Source organism: Nocardiopsis sp. LDBS0036, from assembly GCF_041228755.1.
Lineage (GTDB): Bacteria > Actinomycetota > Actinomycetes > Streptosporangiales > Streptosporangiaceae > Nocardiopsis > Nocardiopsis dassonvillei.
Genome location: NZ_CP141103.1, coordinates 5213149 through 5230006, shown reverse-complemented (window position 1 = coordinate 5230006; position 16858 = coordinate 5213149). Strand labels below are relative to the sequence as shown.

Annotated in this window: 13 protein-coding genes; 2 read left to right on the top strand and 11 right to left on the bottom strand. The window is 73.5% G+C overall.

Annotated features, from left to right (window positions below; translation table 11 throughout):
* Positions 1 to 168 precede the first annotated feature (168 nt).
* The 7 genes from gatA to mnmA all read right to left on the bottom strand — a co-directional run bounded on the left by gatA (position 169) and on the right by mnmA (position 9699).
* Complete coding sequence (gatA, locus tag UIS43_RS22385; RefSeq protein WP_013151220.1) at positions 169 to 1668, bottom strand: Asp-tRNA(Asn)/Glu-tRNA(Gln) amidotransferase subunit GatA; 1500 nt, start codon at positions 1666 to 1668, stop codon at positions 169 to 171.
* Between the two features lie 2 nt (positions 1669 to 1670).
* Complete coding sequence (gene gatC, locus UIS43_RS22380; protein ID WP_013151219.1) at positions 1671 to 1970, bottom strand: Asp-tRNA(Asn)/Glu-tRNA(Gln) amidotransferase subunit GatC; 300 nt, start codon at positions 1968 to 1970, stop codon at positions 1671 to 1673.
* A gap of 144 nt (positions 1971 to 2114) precedes the next feature.
* Positions 2115 to 4163: a bifunctional diguanylate cyclase/phosphodiesterase gene (locus tag UIS43_RS22375; protein ID WP_013151218.1), complete on the bottom strand. Its 2049-nt coding sequence runs from the start codon at positions 4161 to 4163 to the stop codon at positions 2115 to 2117.
* A 308-nt stretch (positions 4164 to 4471) separates the two neighbouring features.
* Positions 4472 to 6781 (bottom strand): NAD-dependent DNA ligase LigA, encoded by a 2310-nt coding sequence (gene ligA, locus UIS43_RS22370; protein ID WP_370011599.1) that lies wholly within the window; start codon positions 6779 to 6781, stop codon positions 4472 to 4474.
* A gap of 40 nt (positions 6782 to 6821) precedes the next feature.
* Entirely contained in the window at positions 6822 to 7865 is a 1044-nt protein-coding gene (locus UIS43_RS22365; RefSeq protein ID WP_013151216.1) for a methionine synthase, read from the bottom strand.
* Between the two features lie 59 nt (positions 7866 to 7924).
* Positions 7925 to 8455, bottom strand: a complete 531-nt coding sequence (locus tag UIS43_RS22360; RefSeq protein ID WP_013151215.1) for a DedA family protein — start codon at positions 8453 to 8455, stop codon at positions 7925 to 7927.
* A gap of 155 nt (positions 8456 to 8610) precedes the next feature.
* A complete protein-coding gene (mnmA, locus tag UIS43_RS22355; protein ID WP_013151214.1) occupies positions 8611 to 9699 on the bottom strand; it encodes a tRNA 2-thiouridine(34) synthase MnmA in 1089 nt (362 codons plus the stop codon).
* A 189-nt stretch (positions 9700 to 9888) separates the two neighbouring features.
* On the opposite strand from mnmA, the gene UIS43_RS22350 reads away from it, so the two are divergent.
* The gene (locus UIS43_RS22350) at positions 9889 to 11055 is read left to right on the top strand and encodes a DUF695 domain-containing protein (protein ID WP_013151213.1); all 1167 of its coding nucleotides are present in this window, start codon (positions 9889 to 9891) and stop codon (positions 11053 to 11055) included.
* 276 nt (positions 11056 to 11331) lie between these two features.
* Positions 11332 to 12183, top strand: a complete 852-nt coding sequence (locus UIS43_RS22345; RefSeq protein WP_370011594.1) for a hypothetical protein — start codon at positions 11332 to 11334, stop codon at positions 12181 to 12183.
* A 61-nt stretch (positions 12184 to 12244) separates the two neighbouring features.
* Here UIS43_RS22345 and UIS43_RS22340 read toward each other — a convergent pair whose 3' ends face one another.
* The 4 genes from UIS43_RS22340 to UIS43_RS22325 all read right to left on the bottom strand — a co-directional run bounded on the left by UIS43_RS22340 (position 12245) and on the right by UIS43_RS22325 (position 16856).
* Positions 12245 to 13249, bottom strand: a complete 1005-nt coding sequence (locus tag UIS43_RS22340) for an STM4015 family protein (RefSeq protein ID WP_370011592.1) — start codon at positions 13247 to 13249, stop codon at positions 12245 to 12247.
* A 215-nt stretch (positions 13250 to 13464) separates the two neighbouring features.
* Positions 13465 to 14088 (bottom strand): DUF5956 family protein, encoded by a 624-nt coding sequence (locus tag UIS43_RS22335; protein WP_370011589.1) that lies wholly within the window; start codon positions 14086 to 14088, stop codon positions 13465 to 13467.
* Between the two features lie 237 nt (positions 14089 to 14325).
* Entirely contained in the window at positions 14326 to 15489 is a 1164-nt protein-coding gene (locus UIS43_RS22330; RefSeq protein ID WP_358456203.1) for a hypothetical protein, read from the bottom strand.
* Complete coding sequence (locus UIS43_RS22325; protein WP_019608621.1) at positions 15486 to 16856, bottom strand: type IV secretory system conjugative DNA transfer family protein; 1371 nt, start codon at positions 16854 to 16856, stop codon at positions 15486 to 15488. The genes UIS43_RS22330 and UIS43_RS22325 overlap by 4 nt, the downstream gene beginning before the upstream one ends.
* Positions 16857 to 16858: the final 2 nt, after the last annotated feature.

The window sequence follows — 16858 nt, the reverse complement described above, 5'->3', positions numbered from 1 at the left end:
GTGCCGCCGGGGCAGCACGAGGCCAGGAGCCCCTGGGGACCCCCCGATATCCACGTTAGGGCCGCGCGCGGACGCCGCACCAGACCCGGTTCCGGCCTGTGGACGGAGCACCCGCCGTCCCTCGCGGGGACGGCGGGCGCTCGACGACTCCGCCGCGGCCGCTGGTTCCTAGCGGGCGACCGCGTAGGGGCTGCGGGCCAGCAGGTCGCCGTCGCGCTCGGTCAGCGCGCGCTCGACCGCGGCCGCGACCCGGTAGGTGCGGTCGTCGGCCAGGGGCGGGGCCATGATCTGGAAGCCGACGGGCAGGCCGTCCTCCGGGGCCAGGCCGCACGGCACCGACAGCGACGCGTTCCCGGCCAGGTTGGACGGGATCGTGCACAGGTCGGCCAGGTACATGGCCATCGGGTCCTCGGCGCGCTCGCCGATCGGGAACGCCGTGGTCGGTGTCGTCGGCGAGACCAGCACGTCCACGTTCTCGAACGCGGCGTCGAAGTCGCGCTTGATCAGCGTGCGCACCTGCTGGGCGCTGCCGTAGTAGGCGTCGTAGTAGCCGCTCGACAGGGCGTAGGTGCCCAGCATGATGCGGCGCTTGACCTCGGGGCCGAAGCCCTGGGCCCGGGTCAGCGACATGACCTCCTCGGCGCTGCGCGTGCCGTCGTCGCCCACCCGCAGGCCGTAGCGCATGGCGTCGAAGCGGGCGAGGTTGGACGAGCACTCGCTGGGCGCGATGAGGTAGTACGCCGACAGGGCGGCGTCGAAGCTCGGGCAGGACAGCTCCACGATCTTCGCGCCCAGGGACTCCAGCAGCTCCAGCGTCTCGTGGAAGCGCTGGCGCACGCCCGGCTGGAAGCCGTCGCTGTCCAGCTCGCTGACCACGCCCACGCGCAGGCCCTCGACGTCGCCCAGGCGGGCGGCGTCCACGACCGGCGGGACCGGTGCGTCGATGGAGGTGGAGTCGCGCGGGTCGTGCCCGGAGAAGGCCTCGTGGAGCAGGGCGGCGTCGAGCACGTTGCGCGCGAAGGGGCCCGGGGTGTCCAGGGAGGAGGCGAAGGCGATCATCCCGTAGCGGGAGGAGCCGCCGTAGGTGGGCTTGGCGCCGACCAGGCCGCACACGGCGGCGGGCTGGCGGATGGAGCCGCCGGTGTCGGTGCCGGTGGCCAGGGGCGCCTCGAACGCGGCCACGGCCGCGGAGGAGCCGCCGGAGGAGCCGCCCGGGATGCGGTCGGTGTCCCACGGGTTGCGGGTGACCTTGTAGGCGGAGTTCTCCGTGGAGGAGCCCATGGCGAACTCGTCCATGTTGGTCTTGCCCAGGATGACCAGCCCGGCCTCGCGCAGGCGCGCGGTGACGGTGGCGTCGTAGGGCGGCTGCCAGCCCTCGAGGATCTTCGAGGCGGCGGTGGTGGGCATGTCCTTGGTGGTGAACACGTCCTTGTGGGCGACCGGGACACCGGCGAGCGGGCCGAGTTCCTCACCGGCGGCGCGGCGGGCGTCCACCGCGCGGGCCTGCTCCAGCGCGGTCTCGCGGCGCACGTGCAGGAAGGCGTTGATCTCACCGTCCACGGACTCGATCCGGTCCAGGTAGGCGGTGGTGGCCTCCTCGGAGGTCACCCGTCCCTCCCGGATGGCCTCGCCGAGTTCGGCGGCGGTCAGGCTGATGACGTCGCTCACCGCTACTCACCCTCCCCGAGGATCCGCGGAACCCGGAAGCGCTGGTCCTCCACCGCCGGGGCACCGGCCAGTGCCTGGTCGTGGGCGAGGCCGGGCCTGGCCTCGTCGGGGCGGTAGACGTTGGTCAGCGGCAGGGCGTGCGAGCTGGGCGGGATGTCGCCCTGGGCGACCTCCTGCACCTTGGCCACGGCGGTCAGGATGTCACCGAGCTGGGCGGCGAGCGTGTCGAGCTCGCTCTCGTCGAGCGCCAGCCGCGACAACCGTGCGAGGTGCGCGACCTCATCGCGGGTGATGGCGGTCATGGAATGCGAACCGTTTCTTCGGCGGAAGGACTATCGGGACCAATCCTATGGCTCCGGGGCCGGTCCCGGCGCCGGTCGGTCCGCGAACGCCGGTCGGCCGACCGGCGCGGTCCCCGGGGCCGGCGCCGCTCGGCGGCTCCCCGGTCAGACGCGGGTGCCGGCCGCGGTCCCGCCGTCGCGGGCGGCGACCCAGTCGGCGACCTCCCGCGCGGTCAGCGGCGCGGAGAAGTGGTGGCCCTGGGCGGCGTGGCAGCCGGTGTCGCGGGCGGCGCGGGCGAGTTCGCCGCTCTGGACGCCCTCGGCGGTGGCGCGCATGCCCAGCGCCTTGACCAGGGCGATGGCCGCGCGGACGACGGTGTGGCCGTTGTCGGTCCGGTCCACCAGGCGGGCGGTGAAGGACTCGTGGATCTTGACCTCGTCCAGGGGCAGACCGGCGAGTTGGGCGAGGGTGAAGTGGCCGGTGCCGAAGTCGTCCAGGGACAGGCCGACGCCGAGGTCGCGCAGGCGGCGGACGGCCGCGGTGGCGGCGTCGGTGTCGGTGATCAGCGCGTGCTCGCCGATCTCCAGGACCAGCCGGTCGGCCGGTACGCCGTGCTCGCGCAGCGCGGAGGCGACGGTGGCGGGCAGCGCGGGGTCGAGCAGTTCGCGCACGCCGAGGTTGACGGCGACAGGCAGGTCGAGGCCCTCGGCGTGCCAGCCGGCGGCGCGGGCCAGGGTGATGTCCAGGACCTGGCCGGTGAAGGCTCGCAGCAGGTTGGACTGCTCCACGACCGGCATGAACTCCTCGGGGGTGAGCAGTCCGCGGCTGGGATGGCGCCAGCGGGCCAGGGCCTCCAGGCCGATGGGGCGTTCGTCGCCCAGGTCGACCTTGGGCTGGTAGTGCATCTCCAGGGCGCCCTCGGACAGGCCGCGGCGCAGTTCGGTGTACAGGCTGAGCCGGGCGGTGGAGTTGCGGTCCTTGCCGGGGTCGTAGGACTCCACACCGGTGCGGTCGGCCTTGGCGACGTACATGGCCACGTCGGCGCGCTGCATGAGGAGCGCGAAGTCGGGCGCGTCGTGGGGGTGCAGGGCGATGCCGATGCTGGCCTGGAGGTCGAAGTCCATGCCGTCCAGGCGGACCGGTTCGGCGAGGGCGCCGCGCAGCCGGAAGGCCACCTCGCACGCGGAGGCGCTGTCGCGGACCTGGGGCAGCAGGACGGCGAACTCGTCCCCTCCCAGGCGGGAGACGAGGTCTCCGGGTCGGACGCTGTGGGTGAGCCTGCGCGCGACGGTCTGGAGGAGGCGGTCGCCGGTGGGGTGGCCCAGGGTGTCGTTGACCTCCTTGAACCGGTCGAGGTCGAGCAGGAGCAGGCCGACGCTGCCGCCGCGCTGCTGGGCGTGGGCGATCTCCTCGCGGGCCCGGAGGGTGAGGAGCTTGCGGTTGGCCAGGCCGGTGAGCTCGTCGTGGTTGGCCTGGTGGTCGCGTTGGACCGACAGCATGGCGCTCGTGTAGAGCGCGCCGAGCGGGAGCGCGAACAGCGGGACGTAGAGCACCGAGTGGGTCGCGGCCACGACCACGAGCGGGGCGAGGCTGAGCAGGACGCTGTTGACGTGCACCTGCTGGGCCAGGCCCTTGGACATGACCTGTCGCAGGGGCACGCGTTCGTGCATGGCCACCGCGCACAGGACCAGGACGCGGTTGACCGCGAAGTAGCCCGCCCCGGCGAGGGCGACGGTCAGGAGTTCGCCTGCGGCGGGCAGCCACGTGCCCTGGACCGCTCCGGGCAGCAGGAGGCGCAGGACGGCGTCGGCGACGCCGAGCGAGAGCGTGTACTGGGCGGCGTTGAAGGCGATGCGGTGGGGGGCGTGGCCGCGCGCGAACCCGGAGACCGCGGTCGCGGTGACCTGGGCCAGGGCGGCCACGGGCAGGCCGTGCAGGATGACGAGCGCGAGGGAGAAGGGCAGCGAGGTGGGCACTCCGTCGCCGGGCGCCTGGCCGGGGAGTGTGAGGGGGCGCAGTTCGCCGAGGACGATCATGCACAGCAGAACCCAGGTGAGCGGTTCGACGGCGAGAGCGCGCAGCTCGTCCGTGCGCAGGCCGAGTCCGGAGACGAGGAGCAGGACCGCCCCGGCGGCCGTGGCGCCCAGCATGTACAGCCAGAGCGGTGTCCCGACCCGGGGACCGATGTCCCTTGTGCTGTTGGGATCCTTCATGCCTGGTCCTTGCGAGGGGGCCGCGGAGTACGGCGGCGCCGGACGGCGCCGCCGCTCCTGCTCGGGGTTCCCAGCACCCGGCCACCCCTCATGGCCGAATTCCGGTTTCGGATACACCCGCATCCTGTGCGTTGCTGTCCACCTTACGCGGTTTCGTCACCAACTGTCGCTTGCCAGGAACTATCAGTTAACCAAGGCGGGGCTGCGCGCGGTGAGGGATCCCCGAAAAGGTACGCGGGTCCGATACGGCCGCGGGCCCGGTACGCCCCGGGTTCCGCGGCCGTGGTCGGCGGGAGCGGCCCGTGCCCTCAGGCCTCGTCCCTGACGGCCTCCTCGGCGTCGGCGACGGTTTCGGACGTTCCGGGGACGGCGTCGGTCCCCGTGGCCCCGGCCTCGGCGTCCTCGGTCCCGGGCTCCCGGGGCGCGGGGTTGACCCGCATGGCCTCGGCCGCCTCGGGACCGGCCTCCAAAAGGACGCGGAAGCCCTCCTCGTCCAGGACCGGCACCCCCAGCTTGACGGCCTTGTCGTACTTGGAGCCGGGGCTGTCGCCGACCACCACGAAACCCGTCTTCTTGGACACCGACGCCGTGGCCCGGCCGCCGCGCTCGGCGATCGCCTCCTTGGCCCCGTCCCGGCTGAAGCCCTCCAGGGATCCGGTCACCACCACGGTGACCCCCTCCAGGTGGCGCGGCCTGGAGCCGTCGTCCTCGTCCTCCATGCGCACCCCGGCGTCGGCCCACTTGCGGACGATCTCGGCGTGCCAGTCCACCGAGAACCACTCGCGGATGGAGGCGGCGATGGTCGGGCCGACGCCGTCGACCGCAGCCAGCTCCTCCTCGCTGGCCGCGCGGATGGCGTCCATGGAGCGGAAGTGGCGGGCCAGGTCCTCCGCCGCGCGCGGACCCACGTGCCGGATGGACAGCGCCACCAGCACACGCCACAGCGGCTTGGACTTGGCCTCCTCCAGCTGCTCGAAGAGCTTCTCGACCGTCTTCTTGGGCTCGCCCTTCTTGTTGGCGAAGAAGGACACCACCTTGGGCTCGCCGGTCTTGGGGTCGGTCTTGGGCTCGGTGGTGTCGGGGTCGAGCACGTGGGTGCGGATGGGCAGCAGCATGTCGACGGTGAGGTCGAACAGGTCGCCCTCGTCGCGCACCGGCGGCCGGGCGGGCTCCAGCGGCTGGGTGAGGGCGGTGGCGGCCACGTAGCCCAGCGCCTCGATGTCCAGGGCCTTGCGGCTGGCCACGAAGAACAGGCGCTCGCGCAGCTGGCCCGGGCAGGAGCGGGCGTTGGGGCAGCGCAGGTCGACGTCGCCCTCCTTCTGCTGGCCGAGCGTGGTGCCGCACTCGGGGCAGGACTCGGGCATGGCGAAGGCCCGCTCGGTGCCGTCGCGGCGGTCGAGCACCGGGGCGACGATCTCGGGGATGACGTCGCCCGCCTTGCGCAGCACGACGGTGTCGCCGATGAGCACGCCCTTGCGCTCGACCTCGCGCGCGTTGTGCAGGGTGGCGAACTCGACCTCGGACCCGGCCACGACCACCGGCTCCATGACCCCGTAGGGGGTGACGCGCCCGGTACGGCCCACGCCCACCTTGATGTCGAGCAGGCGGGTGGTGACCTCCTCGGGCGGGTACTTGTAGGCGATCGCCCAGCGCGGGACGCGGCTGGTGGAGCCCAGGCGCCGCTGGAGGGCGAAGTCGTCGACCTTGATGACGATGCCGTCGATCTCGTAGGCGGGCTCGTGGCGGTGGGCCGCGTAGTGGGCCACGTACTCGCGGACCTCGTCCATGGTGGTGACGACCCGGTAGCGGTCGCTGAGCGGCAGCCCCCACTCCCCCAGCAGCCGGTAGGCCTGCGACTGGCTGGTGAAGGCCACCTCCCCGCCGCCGTCCTTCGCCGGAGAGTAGGCGCCCACGCCGTGCACGATCATCGACAGCGGCCGGGTGGCGGTGACGCGGGGGTCCTTCTGGCGCAGCGACCCGGCGGCGGCGTTGCGGGGGTTGGCGAAGGGGGTGTGCTCGCCCGAGGCGGTGATGCGCTCGTTGAGTTTTCCGAAGTCCTCCACCGGCAGGAAGACCTCCCCCCGCACCTCCAGCAGCTCGGGGGCGGGGCGCACGCTCTCGTCCAGGCGCTCGGGGACGACCCCGATGGTGCGCACGTTGAGGGTGATGTCCTCGCCGACGCGGCCGTCGCCGCGGGTGGCGGCGCGCACGAGGCGGCCCTTCTCGTACACCAGGTCCACGGCCAGGCCGTCGATCTTGAGCTCGCACAGGTAGCCGTTGACGGGCACCTCGGCGCTGGCCCGGTCGGCCCAGGCGTTGAGCTCGTCGACGTCGAAGGCGTTGCCCAGGCTCTCCATCCGCACCAGGTGCTCGACCGCGGCGAAGTCGACGCTGATGGGCGCGCCGACCTTCTGCGTGGGCGAGTCCTGGGTGGCCAGGGCGGGGTAGGAGTCCTCGATGCCGACCAGCTCACGCATGAGGGTGTCGTACTCGGCGTCGGAGATCACCGGTGTGCCCAGGTAGTACCGGTAACTGTGGTCGTCCAGTTCCTGGCACAGCTCGGTGTGCCGGGCGCGAACCTCGTCGGGGATGTCGGTGGTGGTGTCGGGCGCGCTCACTCGGTACCTTTCTCGCTCTCGTGCTCGCCTGCTGCGGGCGCTACCTTCGGGGTTCGTCCCGCAGGACCCGGGCACCGGCTCGGGAGGCGTTCAGGGCCGCCCTCGCGTGGCCGGGTGAGGCGCCCGCCAGCCCGCACGTGGGCGTGGTGACCACCGCGCGGGAGAGCAGGTCGGGGGAGAATCCCAGCCGGTTCCACAACTCGCGAACAGGATCGACAGTAGCGGCGGGGTCGGACATTCGGGCGGTCCTCGCGGGCTCGGCGCCGTCGCTGGAGGGGACCACGCCGAGCAGGAGTCCGGTGCCCGCCTCCACGGCCGTGCCGACCGTCTCGTCGTGGTCGCGGGTGAGGAGGAGGGCGTTGAGGCTCAGCGCGCGGGCGCCGCTGCGGCGCAGCAGGTCGACGGGGACTCCGGGGGCGCAGCAGTGCGCGGCGGGGACCGCCCCGGTGGCGTCGATCGCGGCGAAGAGGACGCGCAGGGCGGCCTCGACGCGCACCCGGTCGACGGCGGGCAGGCGGCCGTAGCCGCTGGCGGTGGGCAGGGCGCCGAGCAGGACGGCGGGCAGGGAGGGCTCGTCGACCTGGACGAGGAGCCGGGCGCCGGGGACCCGCCTGCGGACCTCGCCCAGGTGCGCCAGGACGCCCTCCAGGTGGGACTCGGTCAGGTCGCGGCAGGCCCCCGGGTCGGAGACCAGGCGCTGGCCGTTGCGCAGTTCGACCGACGCGGCCAGGGTCCACGGCCCGGCGACCTGCACCTTGAGGGTGCCGGTGAAGCCGTGGGCGTGCTCGGTGAGGGCGTCGAGGTCGTAGGACATGAGGCTGGCCGCGCGGCCCAGGTCGCGTCCGGGGCTGTCGGCGACCCGCCAGCCGCTGGGCTGGACCTGCACGGGGAACTCCACCAGGAGGCCGCAGGTGCGGCCGACCATGTCGGCGCCGACGCCGCGCGCGGGCAGCTCGGGCAGGTGCGGCAGGTCGGGGAGTTCGCCGAGGACCGTGCGCATCGCCTCGTCGGGGTCCTCGCCCGGCCAGGACCCGACCCCGGTGGAGGACGCCGCGGGCCAGGGGTAGGGGTGCTGTTCGCTCACATCGCCCAAGGTTAGGGCAACGCGCCCCGGTCAGGCGCTACCGTCGGGACGCGTCGGGGCTAACCCGCGGAGGCGCGGTGGGCGTCGGTGGCGTCCTCGGGCTCCTCGGAGGGCTCTTCGGCGGCGCGGGAGCGGCGGGCGCGCAGCACCATCACGGCCACGACGGCCGAGGCCAGCGCGGCCACGCCCAGGGCCGCCCAGGGCGAGTCCAGGAACAGGGAGAACCAGGTGCCCACCAGGCCGCCGATGACCACGCCCCACAGGCCCGCCCAGATCAGCGAGCCGACGAACATCGCGGCGAGGTAGCGCGGGAAGCGCATGCGCATCGCGCCCGCGGCGAGGTTGACGGCGGTCTGCACGCCGACGGTGCAGAAGCTCAGGGTGACCACGGGCGCGCCGTAGCGGTCGATGCGCCGCCGGGCGGCGTCCAGCCGGGGGCCGAGTCTGGCGCCCATACGGCTGCGGGTCACCCCGGCGCCCAGGCCGCGGCCGATCCAGTACGTGGCCTGGGCACGGCACAGGACCACGCCGAGCAGCGTGAAGTAGACGATCCAGAACGGCTGGCCGTCGAGGAAATCGAACTCCGGCATGGGCAGGCCCCCTCACCTCGCCCCGCAACTATGCTATGCCTTACCTAAGTTCGGCAAGGGATCGCGGGCGACGAACCAGGTGGGACAGCCCACTCCGCCGCCGGGCCCCCGGGCGGCACGTCCCCGCGCCCGCCCGGACCGCCGCACCGGCCCCCTCAGACCGCGGCGCCGGTTCTGGAGGTGGCGGAGATCGTGGCCGACCCCAGCACCGTGTCGCCCTGGTAGACCACCACGGCCTGCCCGGTGGCCACGCCGGTCGCGGGTTCGGCCAGCCGGACGACCAGCTCGGGACCGCCGTCGGCCTCGCGCTGCCACACGCTCGCCGGGTAGACCTCGCCGTGGGCGCGCAGCTGCACGTGGCAGTCGGTCGGCTCGGTCAGGGGCTCGCTGCCGCTCCACACCGGGCGCACGCCGGTGATGGCGTCCACCCGCAGGGACGCCCGCGGCCCCACCGTGACGGAGTTGTCGACCGGCTCGATGGAGAGCACGTACCGCGGGTGGGCGGCGCCGCCCAGACCCAGGCCCTTGCGCTGGCCCACGGTGAAGGTGTGCGAGCCGTTGTGCGTGCCCACCACCGTGCCGTCCTCGTCCCGGATCGGCCCCGGCCGCTCGCCGATGCGCCGGTTGAGGAAGCCCGCCGTGTCACCGTCGGCGATGAAGCAGATGTCGTGGCTGTCGGGCTTGTCCGCCACCGACAGGCCGCGCCGCTCGGCCTCCGCGCGCACCTCGTCCTTGGTGCAGTCCCCCAGCGGGAACACCGCGCGCTCCAGCTGCTCGGCGTTGAGCACGCCCAGCACGTAGGACTGGTCCTTGGCCGCGTCCACGCTGCGCACCAGGCGCCCGTCGACCTTGCGGACGTGGTGTCCGGTGGCCACGGCGTCGAAGCCCAGGGCGACGGCCCGGTCCAGCACCGCCTCGAACTTGATCTTCTCGTTGCAGCGCAGGCAGGGGTTGGGGGTGTTGCCCGCCTCGTACTCGGCCACGAAGTCCTGTACGACCTCGCGGTCGAACTCCTCCGACATGTCCCAGACGTAGAAGGGGATGCCGATAACGTCGGCGGCCCGCCGCGCGTCGTGGGAGTCCTCCACGGTGCAGCAGCCGCGAGCGCCCGTGCGGTAGGACTGCGGGTTCTTGGAGAGCGCCAGGTGGACACCGGTGACGTCGTGGCCCGCCTCGGCCACACGGGCCGCGGCGACCGCGGAGTCGACCCCGCCCGACATGGCGGCGAGTACACGCAAAGTCATAGTGGGTCCAGGGTATGCGCTCGTGGAGGGGACGGAGTCCCCGCCTGGGGGGACGGGAACCTCCGACCGGGGGTCAACGGCGACGCCCGGCGGGGAACCAGGCCGCGGCCTCGGGAGGGCGAACCGTCCGCCGGGCGGCCCCCGGGCGCGACGGCGAGTGTGGTCGTCCGCTTCTGCGAAAATCGGGGCATGGCTCTGTTCCGTCGTCGCCGCTCCACCGACTCCGCCTCCTCAGTGACCGCCTTCTGGGACGCCTGGCCCGCCGAACGCGAGGCCCTGGCCAGCGCGGTCGAGTCGGACCAGCCCGTGCCCGCCGAGGTGTCCGAGCGCGTCACCGCGCTGGTCCGCTCCATCCACCCGGACATGGAGTGGGAGGTGGGCCGCGCCCCGAAGCCGAGCGGCGGCCTGGAGGACCTCGACCTGTCGACCGACGTCGACCCGGGCAAGCTCCTGGAGCAGCTGGCCGCCCTGGACGACCCCTCCCGGCTGACCGACGGCCCCGCCTACGCCCTGACGCTGCGCCCCGGCGGCTCGGAGGAGGCGCGCATCCTGTCCGAGCGCTGGGCGCGCTCGGCCCCCGAGGACTCCCGGTGGCTGTTCCGGCCGGTGCGGCCCGCCGACCACGACCAGCTGTCCTCCACCGTCAACCTGGACGACCACGAGCTCGACCTGTCGCACGTGTCGGTGTCCATGCGGGTCGACCACGCGACCGGCAAGGTCGAGGTGGGCGTGTACCACCCCGACAACATGTTCCTGCCCGAGAGCACGCGCGCCGCCGTGGCCGAGCACGTCACCCTGCTGGCGCTGGGCGAGGACGACCGGGTGCGGTGGATCGGTGAGACGGCGCCGCTGGACGAGCCGCCGCTGGACCCGCTGCCGCCCACGTCGATGCCCGCCGTGGTGCGGCAGATGGCGGACATGCTCGGCGGGTCGGGCGGCTGGGCGACGCTGCACGGGCGCATCCCCCTCCAGGGCGCGGTGGAGATCCTGCTCCGCCACCCGCTGACCCGTCGCGACTTCCCGGCGTTCACCCTGTTCGTGCAGGTGATCGTGCCGTACACGCACACGGACGAGGACAAGCTGCCCGCCGGCGCCTCCGCCTCGGCGCTGGACGACCTGGAGGCCCGGATCTCGGGTGTGCTGGGGGACAACGGCGCGCTGTTCATGCGCCAGACCGTGGGCGGCAGGCGTGACTACCGCTACTACCTGGACCCGGACTCGGGCGTGCTGCCCGAGTTCGAGGCCGTGCTGACGGACTGGTCCGAGGGGGAGGTCAAGCTGCGCAGCCAGCTCGACCCGTCCTGGGCGCAGTTCAACGCCGCGCGCAGGCCGTTCCGCCGCCAGCTGGGCGAGTAGGGCGCGGCGGCGGGGCAGCGGCCGGGACGGCTGTCCACCGCCGCGGGGGAAACGGATCACCGGTTCTTGGTCCGCCGCCGACTCCGGGGGCTTCAGGGTCAACCCGAAATCCCACCTTGCACATCTGGCCCCCAAGTCACAACAGGCGTAACGTGTCATTTCCGCCAGGAGGATGATGCGGCCTTGGACGGTGTGCAGCCACGAGCACCATCGGGTCGGCCCCGGGTCGCCGCGGTCGGCGCGGTCCTCGCCCTGTGCCTGGTGGGAGCTCCGCTGATGTCCCTGTTCCCCGTGGGGATCTGGGACACCACCCGCGCCCTGACGATGAGCGGCGCGGGCCAGGGGGCGCTGCTGCTCGCGCCGGTGGTCGCCGGGGTCGTCCTGCTCATGTTCTGGCTGGCGTCCCAGTGGCTGGAGAGGTCCGGCGTGAACCATCCCTTCGCGTCGGCCGCGCTCGTGACGGCCACCGCCATGGTCACACCCGTGGTCGTCGCGTTCCTGGCCCCGGAGGTCATGACGCTGCCCTGGGGGACCGCCGCCAACACCGCCTTCCTGACCGGGACCGTCGCGACGCTGGGCATGGGCGCGTCGATGCTGTTGGACCGGCCCTCCGACCGCTGGCGGCCGGGGGTGCTGCCCGCCGTGGCGGTGGTCGCCGTCCTGCTCGCGGCGCTGCCCGCCGTGGAGGACGCGGTGCTCGCGCGGGCGGCCGACGAGCGTTCGCGCGCGCAGATCATGTCCTTCGAGCGGACCATCGCGGTGCTGGACCACCCGGGATGGTCGCTGGCCCAGGTGCACGAGGTGGAGGACGGCCTGCGCCTGACCTACCGCGACGGGAACGGGGCACCGCTGCACGTGCTGACGTGGGACGGCACGCGTTCGGCCGACGCCGGGTTGGACGCGGGCTGCGGTTTCCCCGGCACGTGGTGCCGCGACCTGGGGGAGGCGGTGGTCGTGCACCACGCCGACGGCCACCCGAGCGAGCTGCGCACGCACCTCGACGACGGCACGGTGGCGAGCCTGCTCCCGGAGCCGGGCACGCCCACCGACCTGCTCGGGGTGTCCCGGGCGCTGCGCCCCGAGGAGCCCGGTGAGCGCCGCGACCTCGTGGAGGCCGTCACCGCGTGAGGCGGCGCGGGCCCGCCCCCGCCCTGCCCGGCCCCGGCCGACCGGTCCCCGAGCGTCCCGGCTACTCCGCCGCCGCGGTGTAGTACTCCAGTTCGCCGTCTCCGTAGTCCTCGGGCTCCCGGGGATCGGACAGGTCGACCTCGACCCCGCTCCCGGCGAACGCGGCGCCCACGCGCTCCACCGCCTCCTGGTCCAGGTAGTGGTGGTGCAGATCCAGCCTGCGCAGACCGGCGAAGGCGTCGGCCCGTTCGACGAGCGCCCGGGCTCCCCGGTCGGTGAGGACGCCCAACGACAGGTCCAGGACCTCCAGGCGACCGACCACGGGCGCGTCGGCCAGCACCGGGACCCACGCGTCCACGTCCTCGGCGTTGCGCACGCCCAGGTACCGCAGACCGGGGAACGCCCCGCCCGAGAGCACCGGCTCCAGGTCCCGGGGCGAGACGTCGCGGCCGTAGTCCTCCATCCCCAGCCACAGCTCCAGGTGCTCCAGCGCGGGCAGACCCGAGGACGCCACCTCGCGCACGACCCGGCCCGGCAGACCGCCGCTCTCCAGGGTGAGGGAGCGCAGGCCGTGGGAGGGCACGTGCAGGCTGAGGCCGCCCCCGCCCCGGATACCGTCGGCGCCCCGGGTGGCCAGCCGCTCCAGGCGGGGGAAGGCGGCCAGCAGCGGTGCCATGTCCCCCTGGTTGATCCAGGAGAGCTCGCACTCGTCGGCGGTGATGTCGCCGACGAAGACCGAGCGCAGGTTCGGCAGCGCGTCGGCGTGCTCGACCAGCAGCTCCACGGCCTGCTCGGGACCGCACTGGTCGGGGCTGACCCAGTCACCGAGGACCAGCGCCGTCACGCGCTCGGTGTCCACCTCGGACATGAAGAGGGAGAAGTACTGGTCGTAGTCGTCCTCGGGACGCCTGCCGTCGCTTCCGCTGGTCCGCAGCCGCCAGGCCGTGGACGCGGGGTCGCGCGGGTCCCCTCCGCGCCTTCGGACCTGTTCGAGCCGCTCCTCACGCGTGCCCTCGGCGGGGAACTCGACCACGGGCAGGCCTGCGAACTCGGTGAGATCGGCCATGGGGGCTCTCTTTCCGGGGAGGTGGAGGTGGTTCCCCCATGCCTAGCAGCCCCCGGGGACAGCCGGGCACGCCCGGAACCGCCACCCGGGTCGGGTTCCGCTCACCCGCTCGCGCCGCCCCTCGCACCGCCGCGCCGTGCGGGTACCGCCCCGACCGCTCGCACCCCGCCGTCCAGGGTTCCGCTCCGCCGCGCGGGACCGCCCCCGAACACCCCTCAGGAGCCGCCGAGCGAGTCCGGGAGCGCGGACCGTCCGGCGTCCCCGTACAGGCGCCGGGCCAGGTTCCTCATGGACCGGCGCATCCCCGGCGGGTCCTGCTCGTTCGAGCCCACCGACGCCAGGTGGGAGGAGAACGAGCCGAAGAGGTGGTCGCCGTCGCGGATTTCCCCGGGCAGCTCGGCGAACCACCGGTACCCGCACGGCTGGTGCGGGACCCCGGCCTCCGTCAGGAAGTCGTCGACACCGCGGTCGACGCCCGCCCGGTCGGTGCGCGTCCTCTCCTCCCACCGCTGGACGCGCCTGCCGCGGTTCTCGCAGGTCACGTGCACCGGGGAGGGCGGGTGCCGCTCCGGGCACCGGACGGCGTGCTCGGGGCCCACCGCCCAGGCGACCAGGGCGTGCCAGCCGGATTCGGGGACCTCGACGAACCTCCTTCCGCGGAGTTCGGGGTGTTCGCCGGTGTCCGCCTCGTGCGGGGGCAGGGGCAGGACGGGGTACTCCGACCAGGTACGTCCGCTCAGGTCCTCGCGGTGCCCGCCCACGTGGAAGTAGACCATCTCCGCCCTGGCCTCCTTCCGCCTCCCGGAGGTCCAGCGGTCGTCGTGCGGCCCGTCGCTCATGGACAGCAGCCTTCCCGGGGGTTTCGAGGAGTCCGTCCCAGCCCGTTCCTATCGTGCGGCGGGGACCGGAACCAGGGGCGAAGGGTCCGGTCGCGTGGCCGGGAGCGGCCACGTCCGCGTTGTCGGGCGGCCCCGTGGCAGGACCCGGCCCGGAGCTGCCGTCCGCAGGAGGGGCCTTGGGACCGGTACGCGCGGATACCCGCGGAGTCCCGGTACCGGGACGGGAACCCATGCGGGTCACGGCCGCCACACCGGACGCCCGGAGTCGTCGAGTTCCACGTTCCCGCCGACCACGATGTCGACGGACACCGTGCGCTCCTCCTCGTCGAGGATCGCGTAGGTCACCGACGCCGTCCCGGGGTGGACCGTGGTCACAGTGGCCGTCGGTTGGTCCGGCCCATGGGCTGTGTCCACGGCTTCCAGGACCACCTCCGGCATCCTCTCGACCTCCCAGCGCGCCTCATCCCGCAGCGGAAAGTAGTGCCCCGGATCGTAGTGCAGGACGCACCCCGGCGGCCGCAGCTCGGTGGCCTCCGCCGCGCAGGTCTCGACGTGCGCGCGGATCTGCTCGTCAACCGCATCGGCCACACCCGTGCGCACCCCGCCGACCGGGAGCGCGAGTTCGGTGGTGGCGCCCGACCGCACCACGAAGGCCTCCGACACCGGCTCGAACAGCGGGTGCTCGTAGGTGGCCGTGTAGGTGCCGACGAGGGCGTCAGCACGGTTGCGCGACCCCGGTACGCGGTCCGACCCGGTGGGTTCGAACCTCACGTCGGCGATGACCAGGGGCCCGACCGGCGTGTACGGCAGGGTGATCTCGCCCAGGACGGCGGGCAGTACCGTCTCCTCGCGCAGTTCCCAGTCCCGGATCCATCCCGTGTCCGAGCGGTCCGTCCAGACGCGTACCGTCCAGTCGCCGTCGAAGGTCACCGGCGTGGCACGCGGCTGAGGTCCGCGTGTACGCCCGACGTCTCCGGTCGCGGGGTCGTGTGTCCCGTGGCTTTCGCCCAGCCGGATGTCCGGAGGGTCGTAGCCCTCGGCCAGCACGTCGGACCCCAGCAGCCCGGAGGACTCCGGCGGCCGGAGTCCGCTGAACGACTCCGCGTCGCCGACGTCGAACCCCGCCATGTCGAACAGCCTCTCGGTGTCGTGCTCCTCCAGGGCCGTGACGAGTTCCTGCACCGGAGCGCTCGGATCAGCGGTCAGAGATGCGGGCACCCGTGCCAGGGCGACCACGACCAGGACCGCGCACACCGCGGCCGCGGTCCACCGGACGTGGCGCCCGACCCACCACCCGCGACGCCCTTCCGGCAGACGCGCACCGCACTCCGTGCAGAACACGGACTCGCGGCGGGCGGCAGTGGCCCCGCAGGCCGGGCACGAACGACGCTTCCCGGTCATGGCTTCGGGGTGTAGCCGCTGACCCGCAGATACTCCCCGACGAGCCCCGCGGGCCGGGTCTCCACGTGCAGTGGCGGTTCGGACCGCCACCACAGCCAGGCGTTGTGGGGCGGCATCCGCTGGATGGCCTCCAACGGCAGCGCGGGACGGTAGGTCGGGCTGAGGGAGTACTGGCGGGCCGGGTCGGGCTGGACGACCGCCATCCGCCCGTGTCCCGGGGAGGCACCCCCGCCGTGGGTCGTCACGTCCGTCTCCCGCGCCTCCCCTCCCCAGGACGACACGTTGCGGAGGTCAGTCTCGTTGGACATGCCCCCGTAGATGACCTTGGCGGTCGTGGCGGTCAGGATGGCCTGCTGCTCGTCGGCTCCGTACCTGACCCGCAGCTGGGCGAGTGACTGGGCCGCCCACAGCGTGACCACGCCCCGGCCTCCGCCCTCGGACACCAGAGCGGGCAGGCTCGGCAGCGGCGCGATGTTGGCGACCTCGTCCAGGGCCAGCAGGAGCGGCGGGTCCAGGCGCCCTCCCCGAGCCGCGGCCCGCTCCGCCGCACGCTGGGCGATCGCGTCCACCAGTCCCACGACCATGGGTGCCACCACGGCCTGGTAGTGGCTCGGTCCGACGATGAACAGGGTGGAGTTGGTGTCCAGGAACGCGTCGATGTCCAGGTCGACGGCCGAGCAGGAGTCCAGGACCTTGGGCTCGGCGGTGGCGTCCAGGCAGTTGCGGGCCACCGAGTAGAACGATCCGCGTTCACGCTCCCCCAGCAGCTGCACGGACTCCAGGTCGTCCGCCCACCCGGGGGCCGCCCCCGGGTGGGCGTGCAGGACCTGTGCGGGGCGCCGGGTCTCCTGGGCGGCCAGCCACCGGCGGACCTCGGCCATCGGCGCCCCCGACAGCGCCGCCGCGTGGAACAGGCCGCGCAGGACGAGCGCGGCCCCGCCGCGCCAGTGCTCCCCGTCGGAGAGCCCTCCGGCGGCAGCGGTCATCGCCTGCACCCTCCGGTAGCACACCGACGGGTCCTCGCACCCGGCCAGCGGGGACCACCGCATCGTGCCGAATCCCTCGCTGTCGAAGGGGTCGTAGACGTACACCCGTCCGCCCGGGGCCGCGATCCGACGGCGCCGGTCCCCGCAGAACCGCAGGACGTCGCCCCGTGTGGTGGTGCTGACGACGGGCCCGGCCCAGTACAGGAGGGTGGGGATGATGATCCCGGAGGTCTTGCCGTAGCGGGGAGGCCCGACCACGCCGACAGAGTCCGCGGGGGAGGACCACACCCGTTTGTATCCGTCGGCCGGATCCAGGCCCAGGTACACCCGGTCGCGGAGATCCAACCGGACCGGTGGGGCGGGCGCGAAGGTCTCGGTCATGG